18 protein-coding genes are annotated in these 19,323 nt (G+C 41.0%); 4 read left to right on the top strand and 14 right to left on the bottom strand.

The window, feature by feature from the left end:
• Positions 1 to 243: 243 nt before the first annotated feature.
• The 8 genes from AAE02nite_RS24380 to AAE02nite_RS24345 all read right to left on the bottom strand — a co-directional run bounded on the left by AAE02nite_RS24380 (position 244) and on the right by AAE02nite_RS24345 (position 7,430).
• Positions 244 to 621, bottom strand: coding sequence for a hypothetical protein (locus AAE02nite_RS24380; RefSeq protein WP_146904779.1), 378 nt, complete (start codon positions 619 to 621; stop codon positions 244 to 246).
• Between the two features lie 208 nt (positions 622 to 829).
• Positions 830 to 2,548: an OmpA family protein gene (locus tag AAE02nite_RS24375; protein ID WP_146904776.1), complete on the bottom strand. Its 1,719-nt coding sequence runs from the start codon at positions 2,546 to 2,548 to the stop codon at positions 830 to 832.
• Positions 2,549 to 2,550: 2 nt separating this feature from the next.
• The gene (locus AAE02nite_RS24370) at positions 2,551 to 3,732 is read right to left on the bottom strand and encodes a hypothetical protein (RefSeq protein WP_146904773.1); all 1,182 of its coding nucleotides are present in this window, start codon (positions 3,730 to 3,732) and stop codon (positions 2,551 to 2,553) included.
• 172 nt (positions 3,733 to 3,904) lie between these two features.
• Complete coding sequence (locus tag AAE02nite_RS24365; RefSeq protein ID WP_146904770.1) at positions 3,905 to 4,147, bottom strand: hypothetical protein; 243 nt, start codon at positions 4,145 to 4,147, stop codon at positions 3,905 to 3,907.
• Positions 4,148 to 4,175: 28 nt separating this feature from the next.
• On the bottom strand, positions 4,176 to 4,853 hold the full coding sequence (locus AAE02nite_RS24360) for a porin family protein (RefSeq protein WP_146904767.1): 678 nt from the start codon (positions 4,851 to 4,853) through the stop codon (positions 4,176 to 4,178).
• A 173-nt stretch (positions 4,854 to 5,026) separates the two neighbouring features.
• Positions 5,027 to 6,007 (bottom strand): 2-hydroxyacid dehydrogenase, encoded by a 981-nt coding sequence (locus AAE02nite_RS24355; protein WP_146904764.1) that lies wholly within the window; start codon positions 6,005 to 6,007, stop codon positions 5,027 to 5,029.
• Between the two features lie 162 nt (positions 6,008 to 6,169).
• Positions 6,170 to 6,487, bottom strand: coding sequence for a hypothetical protein (locus AAE02nite_RS24350; protein ID WP_146904762.1), 318 nt, complete (start codon positions 6,485 to 6,487; stop codon positions 6,170 to 6,172).
• A gap of 304 nt (positions 6,488 to 6,791) precedes the next feature.
• Positions 6,792 to 7,430, bottom strand: coding sequence for a YceI family protein (locus tag AAE02nite_RS24345; RefSeq protein ID WP_146904759.1), 639 nt, complete (start codon positions 7,428 to 7,430; stop codon positions 6,792 to 6,794).
• 383 nt (positions 7,431 to 7,813) lie between these two features.
• Between AAE02nite_RS24345 and AAE02nite_RS24340 the strand changes: the two genes are divergently transcribed.
• Both AAE02nite_RS24340 and AAE02nite_RS24335 read left to right on the top strand, forming a co-directional pair.
• Positions 7,814 to 9,001, top strand: a complete 1,188-nt coding sequence (locus AAE02nite_RS24340; RefSeq protein WP_146904754.1) for a PAS domain-containing sensor histidine kinase — start codon at positions 7,814 to 7,816, stop codon at positions 8,999 to 9,001.
• Complete coding sequence (locus AAE02nite_RS24335) at positions 8,998 to 10,065, top strand: response regulator (RefSeq protein WP_146904751.1); 1,068 nt, start codon at positions 8,998 to 9,000, stop codon at positions 10,063 to 10,065. The genes AAE02nite_RS24340 and AAE02nite_RS24335 overlap by 4 nt, the downstream gene beginning before the upstream one ends.
• 60 nt (positions 10,066 to 10,125) lie before the next feature.
• On the opposite strand, the gene AAE02nite_RS24330 is transcribed toward AAE02nite_RS24335, so the two are convergent.
• A complete protein-coding gene (locus AAE02nite_RS24330; protein WP_146904748.1) occupies positions 10,126 to 10,353 on the bottom strand; it encodes a hypothetical protein in 228 nt (75 codons plus the stop codon).
• A 112-nt stretch (positions 10,354 to 10,465) separates the two neighbouring features.
• Positions 10,466 to 10,663 carry a cold-shock protein gene (locus tag AAE02nite_RS24325; RefSeq protein WP_146904745.1) on the bottom strand — a complete coding sequence of 66 codons (198 nt, stop codon included), beginning with the start codon at positions 10,661 to 10,663 and terminating at the stop codon, positions 10,466 to 10,468.
• Positions 10,664 to 11,143: 480 nt separating this feature from the next.
• Here AAE02nite_RS24325 and AAE02nite_RS24320 point away from each other — a divergent pair, with 480 nt between their 5' ends.
• Positions 11,144 to 12,616, top strand: a complete 1,473-nt coding sequence (locus AAE02nite_RS24320) for a glycoside hydrolase family 130 protein (RefSeq protein ID WP_146904742.1) — start codon at positions 11,144 to 11,146, stop codon at positions 12,614 to 12,616.
• Here the strand turns inward: AAE02nite_RS24320 and AAE02nite_RS24315 are convergent.
• The 4 genes from AAE02nite_RS24315 to AAE02nite_RS24300 all read right to left on the bottom strand — a co-directional run bounded on the left by AAE02nite_RS24315 (position 12,605) and on the right by AAE02nite_RS24300 (position 18,119).
• On the bottom strand, positions 12,605 to 13,612 hold the full coding sequence (locus AAE02nite_RS24315) for a glycosyltransferase family 4 protein (protein WP_146904737.1): 1,008 nt from the start codon (positions 13,610 to 13,612) through the stop codon (positions 12,605 to 12,607). The two genes, AAE02nite_RS24320 and AAE02nite_RS24315, sit on opposite strands and share 12 nt — an antisense overlap.
• Complete coding sequence (locus AAE02nite_RS24310; protein WP_146904734.1) at positions 13,609 to 15,888, bottom strand: glycosyltransferase family 4 protein; 2,280 nt, start codon at positions 15,886 to 15,888, stop codon at positions 13,609 to 13,611. Before AAE02nite_RS24310 ends, AAE02nite_RS24315 begins: the two co-directional genes overlap by 4 nt.
• A gap of 184 nt (positions 15,889 to 16,072) precedes the next feature.
• Complete coding sequence (locus AAE02nite_RS24305; protein WP_146904731.1) at positions 16,073 to 16,792, bottom strand: DUF6320 domain-containing protein; 720 nt, start codon at positions 16,790 to 16,792, stop codon at positions 16,073 to 16,075.
• Position 16,793: 1 nt separating this feature from the next.
• Entirely contained in the window at positions 16,794 to 18,119 is a 1,326-nt protein-coding gene (locus AAE02nite_RS24300) for a hypothetical protein (RefSeq protein ID WP_218033554.1), read from the bottom strand.
• Between the two features lie 156 nt (positions 18,120 to 18,275).
• Between AAE02nite_RS24300 and AAE02nite_RS24295 the strand changes: the two genes are divergently transcribed.
• On the top strand, positions 18,276 to 19,160 hold the full coding sequence (locus AAE02nite_RS24295; protein WP_146904728.1) for an alpha/beta hydrolase fold domain-containing protein: 885 nt from the start codon (positions 18,276 to 18,278) through the stop codon (positions 19,158 to 19,160).
• The last annotated feature ends 163 nt before the right edge of the window (positions 19,161 to 19,323 follow it).

The raw sequence follows: 19,323 nt of genomic DNA, 5'->3' as shown, positions 1-19,323 counted from the left end.
GTATTATATATTTCATGGTTATAAAATATTTAAAAGGTATGTTCCAAGCACGCTTATGCTTACTGAGATGCGTTAATATTAATGGTATTAATTATAAAGGTGAATAGCTTAAATAGCAGTTTAGTTAACTTTTAAAAGGAATTGAAAGGGTGTAAAATTCTAAGTAACCTTACCCCCTAATGGATATAAAAAGAAAGCTGCTTCAAAATAGTTGAAGCAGCTTTCTTTTAAGGCGTTATTTGCTTAGTTAAATTTTTGAGTAATATATTCAACTAGTTTTTCGTCGCCCATTTTAAGCGAAGTACTTTCGTTGGTTATCGTGTTTTTAAACTGGGCGGTTTGCGCCATAAAATGCATAAATTGTTCCTGCGAAATACCCGTACCGGTTACGTGTACTTCTTCGGCATTCTGCAGGTGCGTAGTTATTTCTTTAAAGAATTTTTGCTGCAACGATTGTTCGGCATTGTTGCCGGTATTTTCATTAGAATTGCTTCCCTGGCCATCATTCTTCGCCTCGGCCAGAATAACAAAGTCTCCGTTGTCAACCTGTTCTCTGCCTACTATAGTGGCATGGTTAGAATCTAGCCACACACCAAATTGCTTTTTGTTTTTTACTGACATTGAGATATTTATAAGTATATTACGCTTAACGTGCAACCCGCAGAAACAAACGGAAATGGTGGCCTTTATTTACTTATAATTACAGAGACCCTCTTTTTATAACTTTTAAAGTCTTTTAAGCTGGCCTCTTTGAGATTTATTTGGTACCTTAGAATTTGGATTTCCTCTTCAGTGAACATTTAGATAACCAAAGCAATCCTAAACAAACCTAATCTATGGTTTTTAAAACTACTTTTCGATTAAGTGAATTCAAGGCTTCATCAGAATTAACTTCGCCAAAGTACTGCAGCAGAATGCGCTCTTTTGCTATTCCCTGCCCTTGAAAAAAATCGGCAACTTTTTCTACCCTTTTCCGGCTTAATACAAAGTTGTCTTGCGGTTTGCCGGTCTGGTCGGCATAGCCGGTTAGCTGTAGTTTTTGTTCTGGATTGGCCTTTAGTTGCGCAGCAAGCGAAAGCAGCTCGTTGAAACTTTGGGACGGCACTTCATAGCTATTAATTTTAAAAAAGACATTTGTATCAAAACTACTTTTTACATTCGGTATAGCAGCTGGGGTTACAGATTTACTTGCCTCTAAGCGCCTTAATTCATTTTGGTAGAATGCCAGCCGTTGAAGGATACTATCGTTTAAAGTAGCTTGCTGTTGCCTATACCGGAGCGTTTTATCGTCTAAAGCATTAAAAACAGAATCTGATGGATTAATCTGTTTTACCAGCAGCGTGTCTTGTACAGATAAATTGTGTAAGGAATCACGGGTATACCCCAGTTGCTCGTTTTCTTTATCGGCTCTTTCCAGTTCTTTTCTATCCTTTTCAATCAGTTTAACTGTATGTTGACTGAAGCGGTCGTTCTCATAAACGTTTGAAGTTGGTTCCGATGTGCTATCAGCAATCGTTTTAGGCATCTCGGATATTCTTGATTGCTCCGTTAAGCGTATTGTTTCCCGCGTAGGTGAAGCAACCTGTGTTCTGCCTGGGTTGAACTCCGTTTCAGCTGTTTCCCGCGCTTTTGCTGTTTTTTGCCCGGTTGCTGTACGAAGGATATCCGGCCGTACCGGGTTCTGCTGGATTATCGTACGGCTTCCATTAGAAGTTGAAGTGGCGTCTGAGGATTGAATGGCAACTCTTCTGGAACGAAGTTCATCGGTGCTCTCCCCTTTATGCTGTTCCGCAACTACTAGCGACTTAGGTAGGATAATTAATTTCGGATTTACCAGGCTATCTACCGGAGAAACCACTGGTGTAAGCCGGGCAGAACTGGCTTGGTTCAGCGGGTCTTGGAAACTCGTGTAAAACCGGGATGCTTTAAAGGAAGATGGCTTAAATCCAAAACTATACGCGAGCGACAGACCCGTATGCAGAAAGCTATTATTGTATTTATTCTGTTCGCCTTCCGTTGCGTTTAAGTGCGACTTGGTGTTATAAACCGCTTCGGTTTGCAAGTCGAGTTGCCACCTTTCTGCTAACCGGAACTTTAGCCCCATGCCAAACGGTAGTACAGCTATATACTTCCGTTCGTCAGATGCCCCATTATCATTTATGGTTAAAGTACTTATGCCGTATCCACCAAAAAAGTACGGCGAAACAAAGGCCGAAGGTTTAAGCAGCCATCCGTTATCGGTGTAAAAATAAAGCCGCGCCGAAGTCATACGGGCCTCTGTTATAAAGGTACCGCCTTGCGGCCGCTGTCCTCTTATTTTACCGAAAGAACCACTTACAGCAAGGCCAAAGCTATTGCCTAAATTCCGGCTCATTTCGAGCTGGTACCATAAGCTGTTGTCTAATTTAAAATAATCGCTGGTACGCTTATCCGGGTTATAGTAATGAGCGGTACCGGTATAACCTTTTAGCTGCCAATTATACAGATTATGTTGCGCCATAGCACCTAAGCTGCTAAACCACAATAAAATTATGAATAAACATTTCATGATTACCGGTTTAAGTTCAGCCACAAGTTTAATTCCATGCTTAAACCTACAAAAGGTCTGATGTAAAGCTTATCCAGGTTTATATCCGGGTTAGTACTACTGGTTTGTTTGTCTTGCAGTACCGTAGCACCCGCATTGAGGCGGATAAAAGGCAAGGCCCGGTAGCCCAAGGCCAGAAAAAACGGGCGCTGCACCAAAGGTCCGGTGGCCACCCTACCAGTCCCAAACTTCATGTTTTGCATAAATACGCCTGTAGAAATACTGGTGCGGGCCCAGAAAGGAGAAGCAAATGGCGCTTTACCAAAGGGGATTGAAATACCGGCATAAGGAGCCGTATCGTAGGAGAAGTTATCAAAACTACCGGTGTAATAAACGCCTCCGTATCCTACGTTGATGGCCAAAGCGTTTTTAGTTTTTTCGGTAGCATAATCACTTACTTTTTTGCTGTCGGTTAGGGCGTATAGTTGCACCCCGGCAAACTGGGCTACCTCTTTGCTCACCATTATTTTAAGTGCTGCTATTTGCTCCTGCGCATAGCGTAACTGTACCGATTTGGTGTTCTCATCGTTTTTGGCAAAAATATTAAAGCGTGCTTTCCGCAGCTTTAGTTCTCCCAACTGTTCCAGCTTTTGGTACACTAAATCAGAAAATCCCGCAAACGAATAATTAATCCGGTTCCGGTAAAAAGAAAGACCTTGCTGCGCAATGGCGTTCAGGTCAGTTCGCATAGTTCTGGGATGTTGCATGTCGATGCTGGACCGCTCTACCCGGAAAGACTGGTCGAGATAGGCTCCCAATGCCGCATCCATCTGACTTAATAACTGTTGCTGCTGTTCGCCAGAAATTTTAGTATAATAATTCAGCACGAAGGTATATTCTCCGTTGCCACGTAAAGGCTGGTTTACCGGCAGCGTAAATGTATTTACCGGACTGGTATCGCGTCTCTCCCAGGTATTTTGGTAAAAGGGAGCTTTAGCCGTATTAGCAGAATGGTAAATTTTTAACTCCACAATATCAATATTGGCACCGGTTTCGCCGGATATAATAAATCTATTTTCGGCTGGTAACGGCTGGCCATCGTCGAAATAAGCGCGCTCATAATTAAATATGGCTGTTTTATACTGGGCCATAGTGGGCAGGCTTATGATAAGGAGAATAGTGAGTAAAATAGATGTGCTTTTCATAAGCTTTGGGTTTAAAAAATATTAAGTTTATTAGTAAGCGAAAAAAAACCTTGCTACCTCAACGGCAGCAAGGTTCAGCAATCAATCAGAAGCAAAGCCTATTTTTTCAATAAGCCCACGCCCTTAATTAAAGGGTTACCTTTGCCAGGAAAGGCAGGCAATTTTTCCAATCTTATTCTTCCTGGGCCAGTCTTTGCCCTTCCTTTATTCCTTTATCTGTGATGGTGTAGGTACTGGGGGTAATGCCATTCAGCATACATATGTGTCCACTTTCGAGTATCTCATCTAACAGCAATTGCAAATGATTTTCTTTCGGTTTAATACCAGGATTTACCATCTTTGCTAAATCTACAATAGTGAGCGTTTCGTGTTTAATGAGGGTATTCAAAATCATTGTTCGATTTAGGCTTGTCATGTTATTTAGATTAAACTATGAGGGGACGTTAAATGCCAAAGCCTAAATAAATCTGAAATACAGAATTTTTAGAATTTTCAGTTAGGTCGCCGGCTAAGCCACTGTTGCCTATTTTGCGGAGGCCATAATTGTAGCGGGCACCAACGGTTACATTTTGTACATCAAAGCCTACGCCGCCCATTACGCCGTAATCAAGTCGGTTAAAATCCTCTGTTTCCAGGTCCTTTATATCCCTGCCACTTAAGTCTGATTTTTCCAAATCTTTTACATTAGCTGATACCAGGTAAGCTAGGTAAGGGCCGGCGTGGACATTTAGCGGGCCAATATTAATGGCTAAGGCAACGGGCACTTGCACGTAGTTTAGGTTAAACCGCACCTCGCCGGGTTCAATTCCCAGAAAATTTTCTAGGTCGGAGCCACCGTAAGTTACTTTAGAACCAACATTGGTGTAGAGAACTTCCGGTTGAACAGATAGGAAGTCGGTTATAGGAATTTTACCAAATAGCCCAAAATGAAAGCCCAGCTTAATTTTTTCGTCTTTGGCGTTGGGCTGCTCTACATAAAGCTGCGAAAAGTTTAGCCCCGCTTTTACGCCAATTTTGGGCCCCGGATTATCGCTTTGGGCGTTTACCGGAATAGTGGTTAGAAGCAGGAGAATGGCCATGCCTAGTCCCGCTACTTTTTTGAGTGAATAAAACTTTATCATGATTTCTAAATTTAAAGGTGATTTGTTTAATTATATTTTAACGTGGGTCCATACTTAATGCAAAGTATTGGTAATAAATATTTTAATAAATTTTAAAATTTATGATTTAGAGAAATTTTAATATTTATTTAGAAAGGATAAATATTATTCATATAGGTGAAATATTATTAAGCCTATATAATTTCAGATAAAACAAATCGATCCTTTTGCCATACATCCAGGTTTTTAATGGTTTCATCTGCCATTTGCTGTAAGGCTTCACCTGTAAGAAAGGCTTGGTGCGGCGTAACCATTACATTGGCGTGCGTCATTAATTTTTGGAGTAATGAATCCTTAATTAGGTCTTGCTGGTGGTCTTCAAAAAACAAGCCTTTTTCATGCTCATAAACATCCATGCCCAAATAGCCAATTTTGCCTTGTTCTAAAGCTTCCAGGGCGTCAATTGTGTTTAGTAAACCACCTCGGGAGGTATTAATCAGCATTACCCCATTTTTCATTATAGCAATGGAGGCGGCGTTAATAATGTATTTGGTGGCCGGTGTTAATGGGAGATGTAGGGAAATAATATCGGACTGACGAAGCACTTCATTTAAGGAAAGAGACTCAATGGCAATTAAACCATCAGGCATGGCTATATCGTAACCAATTACCCGGCACCCAAAACCATTATAGATGGCGGCTATTGCCTGACCTATACGTCCTAAGCCAATTAATCCAACCGTTTTACCAAAAAAGTTAAAACCAATCAGTCCGTTTAATTTAAAATCAAATTGCTGCCCGTGCTCGTGGGCCGCTATAATATGGCGGTTCAGGGATAAGGCTAGCGCAACCGCATGTTCGGCAATGGCATGGGAAGAATAAACCGGTACATTAGCCAGGCTAATTCCTCTTTCGGCAGCGGCTTCTTTATCGAAGTGGTCGGTGCCGGCCGAACGGGTGGCAATGTATTTAATGCCCATATCGGCCAGCTTATTTACTACCGGCGCCGAAACATCATCGTTAGCAAATACAACTACTGCATTTTTTCCTTCCGCATAAGCAATGGTTTCTAAACTGAGGGGATTTGCGATAAGCGTTATCTCATGCTTCTTTCTGTTCGCCTTGGCAAGAAATTCTTTTTCAAAAGGTTTAATACTGTAGGCTACAACTTTCATGAGTAAGTGCATTTAGATAGGATACAAATTTAACCTAAAACCTACCCCTAACCTGTAACCCTAATCACGCAGAAAAGTAATGCTCATCACATTTTTATTTTTTCAAACTTCGAGTAAGGTTTGTCAAACTATAATTTAAATGGCGTAATAATTATTATGGTTTTAGTAGTCGAGGTTTAAAATAATTTTTACGCCGGCTTGTGCTGGTTTTAGAACATCCATGAAATTACCATTACTCCTCAAGCCTACTTGGTTATATTTTTTAATTTCTACTTTGGCTTTTTTGATATATGCTTTGGCTTGCTTTTTTGTCAGGAGCACGTACTCCGAAGTACTATTAATCTTTATAAGGTCTATTTCATTTAAAATGCTATTACATAAATTATCAATAGCACCAATATGCGCATCACTTTCATTCATTAGCGTATCTAATTCAAGGCTCAATGCCTTCAGATTCTCAAATGCCTTATTAGTTTTCATTAGAAATTATGGTTAATAAAAAATTCCATGGTTATTATGCTTAAGCTACCTTCCTTAATTTTGTGCTTTAAACCTTGGAACGATTGCGTAAAGCCGGCCCCAAATTTCACTTTTATACCATCAAAATCGATGATAGTATCTTTAGGCTCCTCAAATGCATTTATGCCTTTTAGGTCATAAGAACGCATATTATCAACCTTTTATGGGCTTGCACCTGTTCAGATTTCAAGCTCAAAACTATTAGGGCAAATGCTGGAAAGAATATTCGTAAAAATATTTTTCATCCTATTAGTTCTTAATAATTTTATTTCTTAGTTGTAAGCAGTTCAGTTTTTTTGAGTTTTAAGAGAATGTCAATAGTTACTTCGTTACCCGTTTTAAGAGCGCCCATCATATAGCTAGGTGCTTTCATTTTGAAATCGTTCATTTTAATAGATTTGGTGCCTTTGCAAGTAATGCTTTCATCCGAATTCTCTACATAACTCGTTTGAAGATTTACTTGGTTAGTAACTCCGGCAATGGTTAGGTTTCCGGTTGCATTAATTATTTTTTGCTGAGAAACAACAGAAGCATTTATTAATTTAAAAGAAATTTCAGGGTACTCTTTTGCTTTCAAAGCTTTATAGGTTCTGGTATCCATAAGTTTATCTTTGCTTTTAAGGTTGTTTACCGGCAGCACAAAATGAAGGGAATTAAGATTCTGCAATTGCCCGTTTTTCATTTTGAGATTCGCCTCGCAGGTTACGTTGCTGGCTTGCATATTCCAATCGTGCACGTTGGAAGTACCGGAAACTTTAATATTAGATCCGGTCATCATTTTGTAAGGTGTTTGACCTCTTACTGATAAAATGGTAATAGCCATTATACCAAATATGGCTAATAGAATAAACAAGGCTTTAAAAAAGTCATTTTTAAAGTCTGCATAGGTGATGGTAGTTCTCATTTCCTTCAGCTTAAAATTTTGGATTAATGATAGGTCAAAGGTAGGGTGAGTTCATTAGGTAGAGAATGATGTAGCCGCGGGGAAAAAGTGACTTTGGACACAAAGGGACGTTTGGGTTCCTGTTTTAACCGGCAGCCGTGAAATCTTAGGAGAAAAAGATAATCACTCCAATGAAACTCTTTGCAGATAAATCTGGATCCTATCTGTTTTTTAGGTATATTACAGATATATACCCATAAGCACGCTTAGCTAACCGGAGCGATTAGCGGTTTCTTAGCAGAAACTTTTTCCTGTAGTAGACCTATTCTATCATAGCCCATCTACATTCTAATTAAATCTGTAAATTTTCAAAAACAAGTTTTTCATGGTTTCTTCCTTTCTAAATGGATAGTTTAAAACTTTTACATGCTATTTTTAATACTGCCATCGACGGCATTATTACCATAGACTACCGGGGATTGATCGAAACCATGAATCCGGCGGCCCTGAAACTCTTTGGCTATGAAGAAGAAGAACTGAAAGGCAAGAAGATTTGTACCTTGATGCCGGAACCCGACCGAGGTGCGCATGACAGTTACCTGCACCGGCACCAAGATACCGGTGAAAATAGAATATTTGGAATTGGCCGCGAGGTTTTAGGCTTAAGAAAGAATGGTACTACTTTCCCTTTTCGATTGGCCGTAAGCGAAGTGTTATATGAAAACCGGGTAATATATACCGGATTTATTCATGACCTATCCAAAGAAAAAGCAGCAGAAGAAAAATTAAAGAAATATACCGAAGAACTGGAGGGAAAAATTAAAGACCGCACACAGAATTTAGAGCATTTAATCTCGGAATTGGAAAAAGCCAGAGATGAAGCTGCTCGCGCCATGGAACAACAACAGGAGTTAAACTTGCTTAAAACCCGGTTTGTTTCCATGGCCTCGCACGAATTCCGAACGCCGCTAAGCTCCATACAGCTTTCCGCTTTATTAATAGATAAATACCTGCAGAAAAAAGACCCTGAAAATATTCACAAACACACCGGTAAAATAAAAAATTCTGTTGCCCACCTAACCGGAATTCTGAATGATTTTTTATCGCTGGAAAAACTGGAAGCTGGAAAAACTCAAATGTTATTACAGCATTTTGATCTGGTAAAGTTTTCGGAGGATCTTATCGAAGAAATGCAATTGATTTCTAAAGAAAACCAAACTATTGTCTATCAGCACACCGGTTCTATCAGCCAGGTATACCTGGATCCAAACCTATTAAAAAATGCAGCTATTAACCTGGTATCCAACGCTATAAAGTACTCCGGCGAGAACACTTTTATCGAGTTTAATACCGAAGTTGACGACGGCGAAGTATGCATTACCGTAAAGGATAATGGTATCGGCATCCCGGCAGAAGACCAGAAAAACTTATTTGAGCCATTTTTCCGGGCCCATAATACGGGCAATATTCCGGGTACCGGCCTGGGATTAAATATTGTTAAACGTTACATAGAATTAATGGGGGGCAAAGTAGTTTGCCACAGTGCCCAACATCAAGGCACTTCCGTGTCTTTAATTTTTAAGAAGTTATGAGTTTAGCTAAAAAGACGGTTTTGCTCATAGAAGACAATCAGGATATCAGAGAAAGTACCTCCGAAATTCTGGCGATGGCCGACTTCACGGTATATACGGCAGAAAATGGTAAAAAAGGAGTTGAACTGGCGCAAGCCAACCCGCCCGATATTATTTTGTGTGATATTATGATGCCCGAAATGGATGGGTATAGCGTTTTGTATTTGCTCCGTAAAAACGAAAGTACCGTAGATATTCCTTTTATATTTTTAACCGCCAAATCCGAAAGGGCCGATATGCGCAAAGGCATGGAAATGGGAGCTGATGATTACCTCACCAAACCCTTTAATGATTTAGAATTGTTAAACGCCATTGAAACCCGCTTGCAAAAGCGTGGAAGGGCCATCCACAATGTCGGCAATGCAACATCTTTCGAGGGTTTACGCAATGAGGCTAAGTCGGCAAAACTATTAAACGAACTTTCGGGTAACAGCCGATTGCATCCTTACAAAAAGAAGCAGAATATTTACTTAGAAGGCGACCACGCCGTTACGGTTTATCTGGTAAAAAGTGGCCAGGTACGTACCTATATGACTTATCAGAATGGCCGGGAAATTATTTCGGGAATTTTTACCCCCGGCGATTTTTTAGGCTACGAATCGGTACTTTTAAATATGCCTTACGCTGAAAATGCGGAGGCGTTGGATGCCGCAGAACTTTATCTTATTCCCAAAAATGAGTTTAATGCGCTTTTGTTTAAAGATGCGGGAATTGCGAATAAATTTATTCAATTATTATCGGGCAATATTCAGGAGAAGCAGGAACAACTACTTAAATTAGCTTACAACTCGGTTCGTAAAAGAGTGGCCGATGCCTTAATTAACCTGGCAGAAAAATATCATGGTGCCACCACCGAAACTTGCGAAATAAAAGTTTCCCGGGAAGACCTGGCCTCGATGGTGGGTACCGCCAATGAAACAATTAGCCGCACACTCGCCGACTTCAAAAGCGAAAAATTGATTCAGAAAGAAGGCAGCACCATCAGAGTTTTATCGATGGAAAAACTCCGGAAAATAAAACAGTAATAAAGGAGTATAAAGCAGTTGCGTTTGATAAACTTGGAAGCCGGTTTTCTGATTTAGAAGCTAATATTGGAACAGGAAATTAGTGCCATTACGTATCCACTTTTCGAAGAAAGCATTATCATTAAATTCCCCGGAAAGCAGTTCGAAGCCCGCTTTGTTCTTATCGGGTCGGGAGCTCATAAAGCTTTTTAAGGATTTCTGGTTATTCTCAACCCAACCTTTTCCATCTTTCAAAGCTACACAGAGGTACTCATGCGTAGTGCTATCAACTAAATATTTTCTGTTCATCTGATTTGATATTAAGAAAAATTACATTTGAAATTTGCATTGGGTAAAGAACTCTCTCCTTGCACCGGAAAAAGTTAAAAAGTTTTACCGGCTTTACCCGAATATTTACAGGCTATGCCTTGGCAAGTTTTACGTTTATTGCGCTTAGTCCTTTTTTCCCTTCCAGTAAGTCAAAAGTCACTTCGTCATTATCTCTGATGCCATCTATTAAACCAGATACATGCACAAAGTAATCCTGGTCTGAATTGATATCTTTAATAAACCCAAACCCTTTCAAGTCATTAAAGAATTTTACCCTGCCGTTATTCATATTAGATTGTTTTATATACCTACTACATAGTTTGCGGTATATACGTTCCAAATAATTTACAATTAAAAATTAATATTTTTATACATGTAGTTTCCTATTGTAAAAGCATACAATCCTTATAAGAAGGCCGTCCTTACATGCAACCATTAGCTTTCTTTGCTTTTGGTAAATAAGCGGCTAAAATACTCTGACGGTGCTGGAAAGAGCAGCTTTCCTGAACACCTTTCACACCCAAACAGCCAATTAGGTTGTTTTATTTATCCATTACAGGTATTTATTAATACCCCATCAGGCAATTGCGTCTCATCTATAGCCCAGTTCCAAATTAATCTGTAAATAATAAAGCCCAACAAACTAAAATAGGGTTACCTTTAATAGAAGTAGCAGAAACAGGTACAGGAAATTAACACATGGTCTATTTAAACCATCTAATTAAGCCATAACCGTGGAATTGTCTATTATGCGGTTAAATTAAATGTTATGAGACTTTCCATTGAGAGAAAACCTGTAAAAGTGTATCCAGATATGAAACGGGTAATTGCCCGTTTCTTTTTTAATGGTGATGAACGAGCCCGTCAGGTTATAAGCCGGGTCATGCGCCTTGCCCCGGAAGAAGTATTCAGTATTATATCGCCCATTTTACAGGAATATTCTAAAAGACACCGGAACATTACCAAAGTATTAAACCGCCATTGTGATAAACTGCAGTTCTTATTTCCGGAATCAGGCTTTGACTTTGAAAATTTACAACTTTACCAGAAACTATTATTAGGTTCTTATTTCACGCATGAATATTCTATTGAATCGGCGGCCTTTTTTAATCCCTCTATTGTGGAAGACCCGGACCAGTCTGAATTAGAAGTAGGAGAGAAACGAATTATTATTAGTTTCCGGGCGGTTGGGGAAGGCCACATTTCCTCGATTGTTTTTCGCCGGGCCTTATTAGATAAAGATGCCAACCTGGTTGTGCTGCCAGTTGGTAATTACATCGACGAAGCAGAGATTGTGCGCAGTGCCGTTTATGACAAAAAAGTATTTTTCAAAAGCGCCTTTGCTACCCAAATTAATCCGCAAATATTAAAAAGTGTAGAAGGAGAACTGGGCGAGAATTTTGATTTTTCTGTACTACGGAAATTGGTGATGGATGCCCAGGAATTACAGCCGAATATTGCCTTAAAGCGGGAATACGAAAAAGTGCTCTGGTTAGCTGATGCCCATTACGATTTGGCTTTTTCTTTAGATACCGATATATCGGACAGAGTTTTATTTCCCATATCCGAATTTGAACGAAAAGGTATTGAAGATGCCCGTTTTGTACGTTTTACCGAAGAAGACGGTAAGCTCGCTTACTATGCGACCTATACGGCTTACGATGGTTCGGCTATTATGCCAAAGTTAATTAAAACCCGTGATTTTTATAATTTTAGGGTAATGCCCCTTTATGGTGCCGGGGCGCATAATAAAAATCTGGCATTATTCCCGCGCAAGATCAACGGCAAGTTTGCGATGATGGCCCGGATTGATGGCTGGAGCAATTATATTATGTTTTCGGATAACATTAATGTTTGGGAAAATCCGGTCCGGATACAAGAGCCTAAAACACCCTGGGAATTTACCCAAATTGGCAATTGTGGTTCACCCATTGAAACCGAGGACGGCTGGCTGGTGATTACCCACGGGGTAGGTCCTATGCGCCGGTATTGCCTGGGGGCAAGCCTGTTGCGCCTGGATGATCCCGCCGTAGAAATCGGACATTTAACCGAACCGCTGCTGATTCCGAATAAAGAAGAAAGAGAAGGTTATGTACCTAATGTGCTGTATTCCTGCGGCTCAATCATTCACAACGGCAAACTGGTAATTCCCTACGGTTTATCGGACTACAGTTCGTCTTTTGCGACCGTGGACGTTGCCGCTTTGCTGCAAAAACTCCTGGACAAATCATCAGCGGTTTAATATATGCCGGTAAACCGCTAAATAATCGCTCGTCATTTTTTCCTGCGAAAAATTTGCCAATGCCCATTCCCGGCAGGAGGCACGGTTTATCTGGTTGATTTGGTGGACGGCTTCCACGGCCTGGTTTACGTTGTCTACTAAAAAACCGGTCTGGTCAGGTTTAATTAGTTCCGGCATGGCGCCTTTGTTAAAAGCTATAACGGGCGTTCCGCACAGCATGGCTTCGGCCACACTCAATCCAAAAGGTTCGTTAAAATGGATGGGGTGCAACAAGGCCGCTGCGTTACCCAATAATTGATTTCGCTTTTCCGGACCGACCGAACCAATAAACTGAATATCGTCATTTAAATACGGTTTAACCTTTTCAGCAAAATACTCTTCCTCCTGAATAATACCCGCAATAATTAACTGTCTTTTGCTTTGGATGGCAATCTGAATAGCCTCCGAGGTGCCTTTATCCGGGTGGATGCGACCCATAAATAACAAATAATTTTCCGGTTGCTTGTTAAAAGTAAAATTCTGCACGCGCAACCCGTTGTACACCGTAGCTACATACGGCAGCTTTGGGCTGCGGTCGGCATTACTGATGGATACATAATGCGTGTGGCCGGCATACTTTTGATACACCGGTACAATCCTGGGCGAAGAAAATCCGTGGATAGTCGTCACCATAGGTACCGGAATTAATTTGGAATAAGTGAGCGGTAAGAAATCAAAATGATTATGAATGATATCAAACTGCCTGGCTTTTTCCATCAGGTTACTGATGTGCAGACACTCCACCACTTTAGCGTCCTGTTCTCCGTCTTCGGCATAGCCTTTTTGAACAACGGCGTCGAGTTTACCCCTGGTAATAGAATCAGCAGTAGCAAACAGCGTAACATCTATACCAGCAGTAACTAATCCTTCGGCTACATTAGAGGCTACTTGTTCCCAAGGGCCATAGTGCTGAGGGGGCGTTCGCCAGGCAATGGGAGCCAGTATTGCTACCCTCATAAGGCCGGTATTAATTCCTGCTGGGCCAGGTCATACTGGTATTCCAATTCCAGGGCTTTCAGCACTGTTAAATGGGAAATCAAATAAGCCAATGTACTCTCGGCTCCTTGGTTGCGGTTAATGGCCGTTTGCTGCAGGCCATCGCAGCACCCCTTGGTTTCCTGGTCGTATAGGGGCACCCGCAAAATATTTTCACCTAAAAACCATTGGTAGCTGATAAACATTTTCTGGATGAATTCCGGTTCGTGCGTGTTTTGATAAGCTTGCAGGTACATTAAAACCATGGCCATGGTTTCGATTGCCTGCTGATCAAACAAGGGCATTTCATCTCCCTGGCTAAACCAACCCTGGTTACCAACCGGACTAAGAAACCCATTTTTAAAGCTTAATTCATCCAGAAAAGTCAAAGATTCCTGGGCCACCCGCTTTACTTTTTCATCGCCGGTAATTTCGCAGGAGTGCAGCAGCGCCAAAGGTAAAATGGCATTATCGTACGTAAGCTTTTCTTCAAACCAATGCCAGGTATCTCCCCGCTGATGCTCATAGGCCCGCATTAAAGTCGCGGTTAAATTTATCAGTTCCCGCATGATGGCTTCGTCATCCGGATGGGTTTTTAAATAGTAAGCCACCCCAATAATGGTATTCCCGATCCCCCGTAAATGGTGCAGGTCCTGAAAGTGAACAACCGAGCGGGAAAATAACTCGCCGGCAAATTCCCGGTAAGAATTATTGGGCGCACAACTTATCAGATAGCCCAGGGCCCACACCGTCCGGCCAAAAGAATCTTCCGAACCAATTTCATCCAGGTACTGGCGGGTAAAACTGAGAAAATTCCGGAAATTGCCATCTTCCCGCTGCATGTAATGAATGTAGCTGAGGTAAATTGGCAATAAGGCAAGCGCTTCCTGACTTTTATTCTGCTGATAGGCCATGAGGGCCATAATCAAGGCCCGGGCATTATCGTCGAGGCAGTAGCCTTCCTTCAGATTGGGAATACCATATTTGGCGTGCTGTACAATACCTGTATCGTCGGTAAGCCGCCGGACGTGGGCTAAACTGAAAGTCGGAATTATTTCGGGGTCTACAATCAGGCGAAGTTGCGGCTCGGCGTGCTCCGGCAGGGAAAGCGCTTGTTCAATGGCCTGAATATACTCAGCGCCAATTTTTGGCCACCGCAATTGCAAGCCGTATTGGTAGGCATTATGTTGCAAGGCTTTTAATTCGACCGGATTTTCTAATAGCTCATTTACAATTTCGGCTAAAGCTTCTGAATCCTTAAACCCGAACAATCGTCCCCGGTTATCGGCCAATAATTCCAGGGCATGCCAGTAAGGAGTGGAGACCACCGCTGCGCCGGCGCCAATCGCGTAAGACAAGGTTCCACTGGTAATCTGGGCTTCGTTAAGGTAAGGCGTAATGTAAATGGCCGCAGCGGTCAGGTAATTAATTAGTTCTGCTTCTGAAACAAACTTATTGATAAATACCAAGTGCTTTTCAACTTTTAGTTTGATGGCCAATAATTTCAATTGCTCCCGGTACTCTTCTCCTGAACTTCGCAAAACGCCGGGGTGCGTATTACCCAACACCACATACGTAACCTCCGGGTGCTGAGCCACAATAGCCGGCAAAGCCCGGATTACGGTTTCCAGTCCCTTGTTCCGGCTTAGTAACCCGAAAGTAAAAAGCACCCGCCGGTTCCGGAAAGGTAAAAGGCTGTGTAACGGATTTTCGTGGGGAGCTTCCAGGTCCGGCGCTCCGTGTTCTACGAATTGTATTTTCTCCCGTGGTATGCCGTATATACTCGTCAGAAATTCAATTCCCCGCCGGCTCATTACCAATAATTTGGCCGACTGCTGGGCTATCTGCTGAATAATGATTTTCTGGGTATAAGAGGGTTCCTTTAAAATGGTGTGCAGTACGGTAATCAGTGGCTTTTCCAGGCGGTGCAGTAAAGGCAAAATATAAATACCGCTTTCCCCGCCAAAAATGCCAAATTCATGCTGGAGTAAACAAACGTCCGCATCGCTGGTGTTAATATAGTTGGCAGCTAAAATATAATCTTTCTGATGCTCCTGCCGGATTACAAACTTCACTTCTTCCGGGTAATCGTATTCAGCTATATTTTCGGAATCATTAATGGCCACGCCAAAACCACTGGTTTGCCAGGTTTGTCGCTGCAATTTCAGATTAGTTAATATGGCTTTTACTACATTATTATTGAAGGTGGCAATACCGCATTCGCGGGGTAGATAAGTGGAGATATATGCTATTTTCATTTTTCCAAGAGTTAAGTCACAGCCATTTAGTAAGGGGAGAGCAGGCTAGGAGAATAATTTCAGAAAAAAGAAATCGGCTGCTGATGACTAGGTATGAAGTTACCGCTAATATGTATAAATACCTAGTAATAAATCTATTAAATTCCGTATTAATCCGGAGACCTGGCAAAAAGCTACTTCTAATTTATATGTGAAAGGTTTTCCCTAAGTCTCTACCTCTCTTGTACCGGTAATGCATTAGCAGTAACACCAAAGAAACGGGTAGTACCGATAAACTTACGATTACACTCCACCAGAGTCGAAAAGGTTGGTTTAAATAAAACCTCCAGATGGCTTCAATACAAATGCAAAGCAGCGCTGCCCCCAAAAAGCTATATCCTATCAGGTTAACGCCTTTTTCCCTGGATGACCGAAATACTACAAGTAAGCCTATTAGAATAAGATTGGTGGCTAATAATAAAGGAATGGCTAAGGCCGGTGCCCAGTTTAACCCATTGGTTAATAAATCGAGCAGGAATAATGCGGCGGCGGCTACTAAAAAGCTTACTAATAGCTGAACAATTGTTTTTTGCGCCAGAAAAGCAAAAACCGATATATAAGCGAAGATAATCAGGCAAATGGCGATGGGATATTCGGCCCAGGTAATACTTTTGTTAATAATGAAGTTTATGGTGCTGGTGGCAATAATAGCACAAAACAATACAATAGAAACCACTTCCCAGGTAATTTTTTTCTGGGGTTGATTCATTTTTTTTCCACCATAGGGCAAAGATATAGTGCTTATTATTACTTCACCTTCCTGCTTCTCCAGACTGGATGACACCGGATTATTGCAAAGCGGACACACTAACATTTCCGCTTCCAGTTCTACCCCACAATGGTCACAATAGATTGGTGCTGGCATTTTAGTAATTTTCTATTTTTACCGGTATACCCTGGTGGGTTAAAAAGGAAAAGAAAAGTTGCTCCAACTCTTTGGTTTTAGTAATATTTCCGAAACTGAGCACCAGTTTGTTATCAAAACCTACCACGCCGCAGTTTACCTTTAATATTTTATTAGGAGGCGGGGGCACAAAAACAAACCGGTCAATAAGTTTATTCATTTCGGGGGTAAAATTTACTTTACCCAAATTGGTAATTACGCCGCTGTAACGGCTGGTACCAAGCGCAAACAATTTAGAAAGAACAATTGATTTGATAATAAGCGGAATACTTCTGAGAAAAGGATTTTTTTCGCCGGCCACATGACGTGAAATCATTTTATTAATCAGTTTTTTATCTGTTTCTAACTGCATCTGGTGGTACACCACTTTGGTAATTTCTTCAAAAGTGTAATAACCTAACCGTAAATCTATTTCGGGCATTACGTACAAGGTAAAGTTGCGCATTGTTTTGGTCGCATACATTTTGCGCAAATTAATAGGCACTTCTATTCTTATTATTTTGGGGCTCCGGAGCTTCGCCAAAGGAGATTGGTTGTTATATATTGTCTGCAAGCCAAACAGGTACACGGCAACCAGATATTCGGTTATACTCACCTGGTAGGCTTTAGCCTTTTCTGTTAATTCTTTTAACGGGATAATTGCAATCAAAACATTAAAACGCGGTTTTGGCCTTAAAGAAGTGTTTAAATGAAAGGCCTCCGGTGCTTTAATTAAGGGGGCGCTACTTTTTTGAAAGTACCGGTGAAAAGCATCTTCATACTCTTCCGGGTCCGCTGGCTCGCTGGGATGAACGTAAGCCAAACTATCGGTTAAAATTAGGCGACATTTTTCGAAATAGGTAAATAAAAGTGATTTTAAAAATTCGAAGGCCCCGGTGCCATCCGTTAAAATATGAGAAAACTCAACACTGATTCTGTTCTCTTTAACGAGTACCCGGTACATCAATTCTTTTTCGGTGAATGCCCGGCAAGGTATATCTTTATCTGCCTTAACCTGAATAGGCAAATTGTTGTACTCCAGGTAGTACCAGAAGAAACCAGCTTTGAGAGCTACTTTAAAATAGGGAAACCTGTTTTCTAGCGCCTTTATAGCTTCCAAAAGCGGTTTAGCTTTTACCTTTTCTACCAGCTCAACTGAAATTCTGAAAACAGAGGTTAGCTCGCGGTTTTTAACTGCCGGGTAAATCTTTGCCGCATTATCCAGGCGCAACCAAAAATCACCCGGCGGAGATTGCTGCTGAAAGGCGGTATGCGCTGCCTTTTTAAAAGAATAGCGGTTATACTCCATTTTTGTAAGCTCTATTTTAAGGTAAATAATTAGCCGGCGTAAATATCAACTGTTTATGTATTGGAAATGAAATAATTACCGTATACTTAAATCTACGGATTAAACCAGGGGTATAGGTTAATTTTAATAAATTAACCTCCTCTTAATTAAAATAATTTGGCCAGTCTCGAAAGTGAGTTATTTAATCTTTTCCTGAAACTGGTCAGGAAAAAGCGTTTTCTCCGGTTCCAATTAGCGACAAACAAGTTTAATTTTTTTGACTCTCCGGAACCACCTTTGAAAATCAGGCAGTCCTGTTTGGTTTATAAATACCAGGTAAATGGCAGAAATGTATTTAACCTTGGCCCCAAACACCAGTGCGCCGGAAAGCATATTTTGTATTTGCACGGCGGCGCTTACGTCCAGAATTTTAAAAAACCGCATTGGGATTTTTTAGCCTTACTCGTAAAAGAAATTAATTGTACTATTACGGCTCCCGACTATCCATTGGCGCCTGCTTTTACTTATGTAGAAACTTTTGCGATGGTGGAAGCCCTTTACCAGGAAATGATTTTAAAAGTAAACCCCGCCGATTTTATTCTGATGGGCGATTCGGCCGGGGGTGGTTTGGGATTAGCGTTGGCACAAAAAATGAAAGCAGACCAGGTAAACCAACCCAGTCAGATAATTTTACTTTCGCCCTGGCTGGACCTTACTTTATCGAATCCCGATATTGTAACCATTGATCCGAAAGACTCCTTTTTAGAAGTGGAAAGCCTCCAAACAGTGGGCAAAGTTTATGCCGGCGACACCAACCCGGATTGTTATTTACTTAGCCCGATAAACGGGCTATTAGAAGGTTTAGGCAAAATTTCTATTTTTATTGGTACAAAAGATATTTTGCTGGCCGATGCCAGAAAGTTTAAAACCTTAGCAGAATCTAAAGGAGTTTGTATTAATTATTACGAATATGCCGATATGGTACATGTGTGGATGCTTTTAAACTTTCCGGAGTCAAAAAAAGCGAAACAACAGATTATGGACCTGGTCAGACAATACTGAGTGGTAATAACTTTGCTTTTCTTTTTAAGTTAACACAGGTTAAATAATGGTTTAAACCATTAAATAAAAATTTCAGCTTCGCTCCATGGTGTCTGCAGCGTATGCTCCTTATAGGCTACTGATGTAAGTGATTGATATGGTAAAGGTTTAAAAAAGAGCTTCC

Origin of the sequence: Adhaeribacter aerolatus, from assembly GCF_007991635.1 — a bacterium.
In the GTDB taxonomy this organism is placed as follows: Bacteria; Bacteroidota; Bacteroidia; order Cytophagales; family Hymenobacteraceae; genus Adhaeribacter; species Adhaeribacter aerolatus.
The sequence above is the reverse complement of the archived record's forward strand: the minus strand, read 5'-3'. Positions and strand labels throughout refer to the sequence as shown.

Bases quoted from the DNA above. Each gene is read 5' to 3' on its own strand.
- AAE02nite_RS24380 (WP_146904779.1), bottom strand. From the start codon at position 621: ATGTCAGTAAAAAACAAAAAGCAATTTGGTGTGTGGCTAGATTCTAAC.
- AAE02nite_RS24375 (WP_146904776.1), bottom strand. From the start codon at position 2,548: ATGAAATGTTTATTCATAATTTTATTGTGGTTTAGCAGCTTAGGTGCT.
- AAE02nite_RS24370 (WP_146904773.1), bottom strand. From the start codon at position 3,732: ATGAAAAGCACATCTATTTTACTCACTATTCTCCTTATCATAAGCCTG.
- AAE02nite_RS24365 (WP_146904770.1), bottom strand. From the start codon at position 4,147: ATGACAAGCCTAAATCGAACAATGATTTTGAATACCCTCATTAAACAC.
- AAE02nite_RS24360 (WP_146904767.1), bottom strand. From the start codon at position 4,853: ATGATAAAGTTTTATTCACTCAAAAAAGTAGCGGGACTAGGCATGGCC.
- AAE02nite_RS24355 (WP_146904764.1), bottom strand. From the start codon at position 6,007: ATGAAAGTTGTAGCCTACAGTATTAAACCTTTTGAAAAAGAATTTCTT.
- AAE02nite_RS24350 (WP_146904762.1), bottom strand. From the start codon at position 6,487: ATGAAAACTAATAAGGCATTTGAGAATCTGAAGGCATTGAGCCTTGAA.
- AAE02nite_RS24345 (WP_146904759.1), bottom strand. From the start codon at position 7,430: ATGAGAACTACCATCACCTATGCAGACTTTAAAAATGACTTTTTTAAA.
- AAE02nite_RS24340 (WP_146904754.1), top strand. From the start codon at position 7,814: ATGGATAGTTTAAAACTTTTACATGCTATTTTTAATACTGCCATCGAC.
- AAE02nite_RS24335 (WP_146904751.1), top strand. From the start codon at position 8,998: ATGAGTTTAGCTAAAAAGACGGTTTTGCTCATAGAAGACAATCAGGAT.
- AAE02nite_RS24330 (WP_146904748.1), bottom strand. From the start codon at position 10,353: ATGAACAGAAAATATTTAGTTGATAGCACTACGCATGAGTACCTCTGT.
- AAE02nite_RS24325 (WP_146904745.1), bottom strand. From the start codon at position 10,663: ATGAATAACGGCAGGGTAAAATTCTTTAATGACTTGAAAGGGTTTGGG.
- AAE02nite_RS24320 (WP_146904742.1), top strand. From the start codon at position 11,144: ATGAGACTTTCCATTGAGAGAAAACCTGTAAAAGTGTATCCAGATATG.
- AAE02nite_RS24315 (WP_146904737.1), bottom strand. From the start codon at position 13,612: ATGAGGGTAGCAATACTGGCTCCCATTGCCTGGCGAACGCCCCCTCAG.
- AAE02nite_RS24310 (WP_146904734.1), bottom strand. From the start codon at position 15,888: ATGAAAATAGCATATATCTCCACTTATCTACCCCGCGAATGCGGTATT.
- AAE02nite_RS24305 (WP_146904731.1), bottom strand. From the start codon at position 16,792: ATGCCAGCACCAATCTATTGTGACCATTGTGGGGTAGAACTGGAAGCG.
- AAE02nite_RS24300 (WP_218033554.1), bottom strand. From the start codon at position 18,119: ATGGAGTATAACCGCTATTCTTTTAAAAAGGCAGCGCATACCGCCTTT.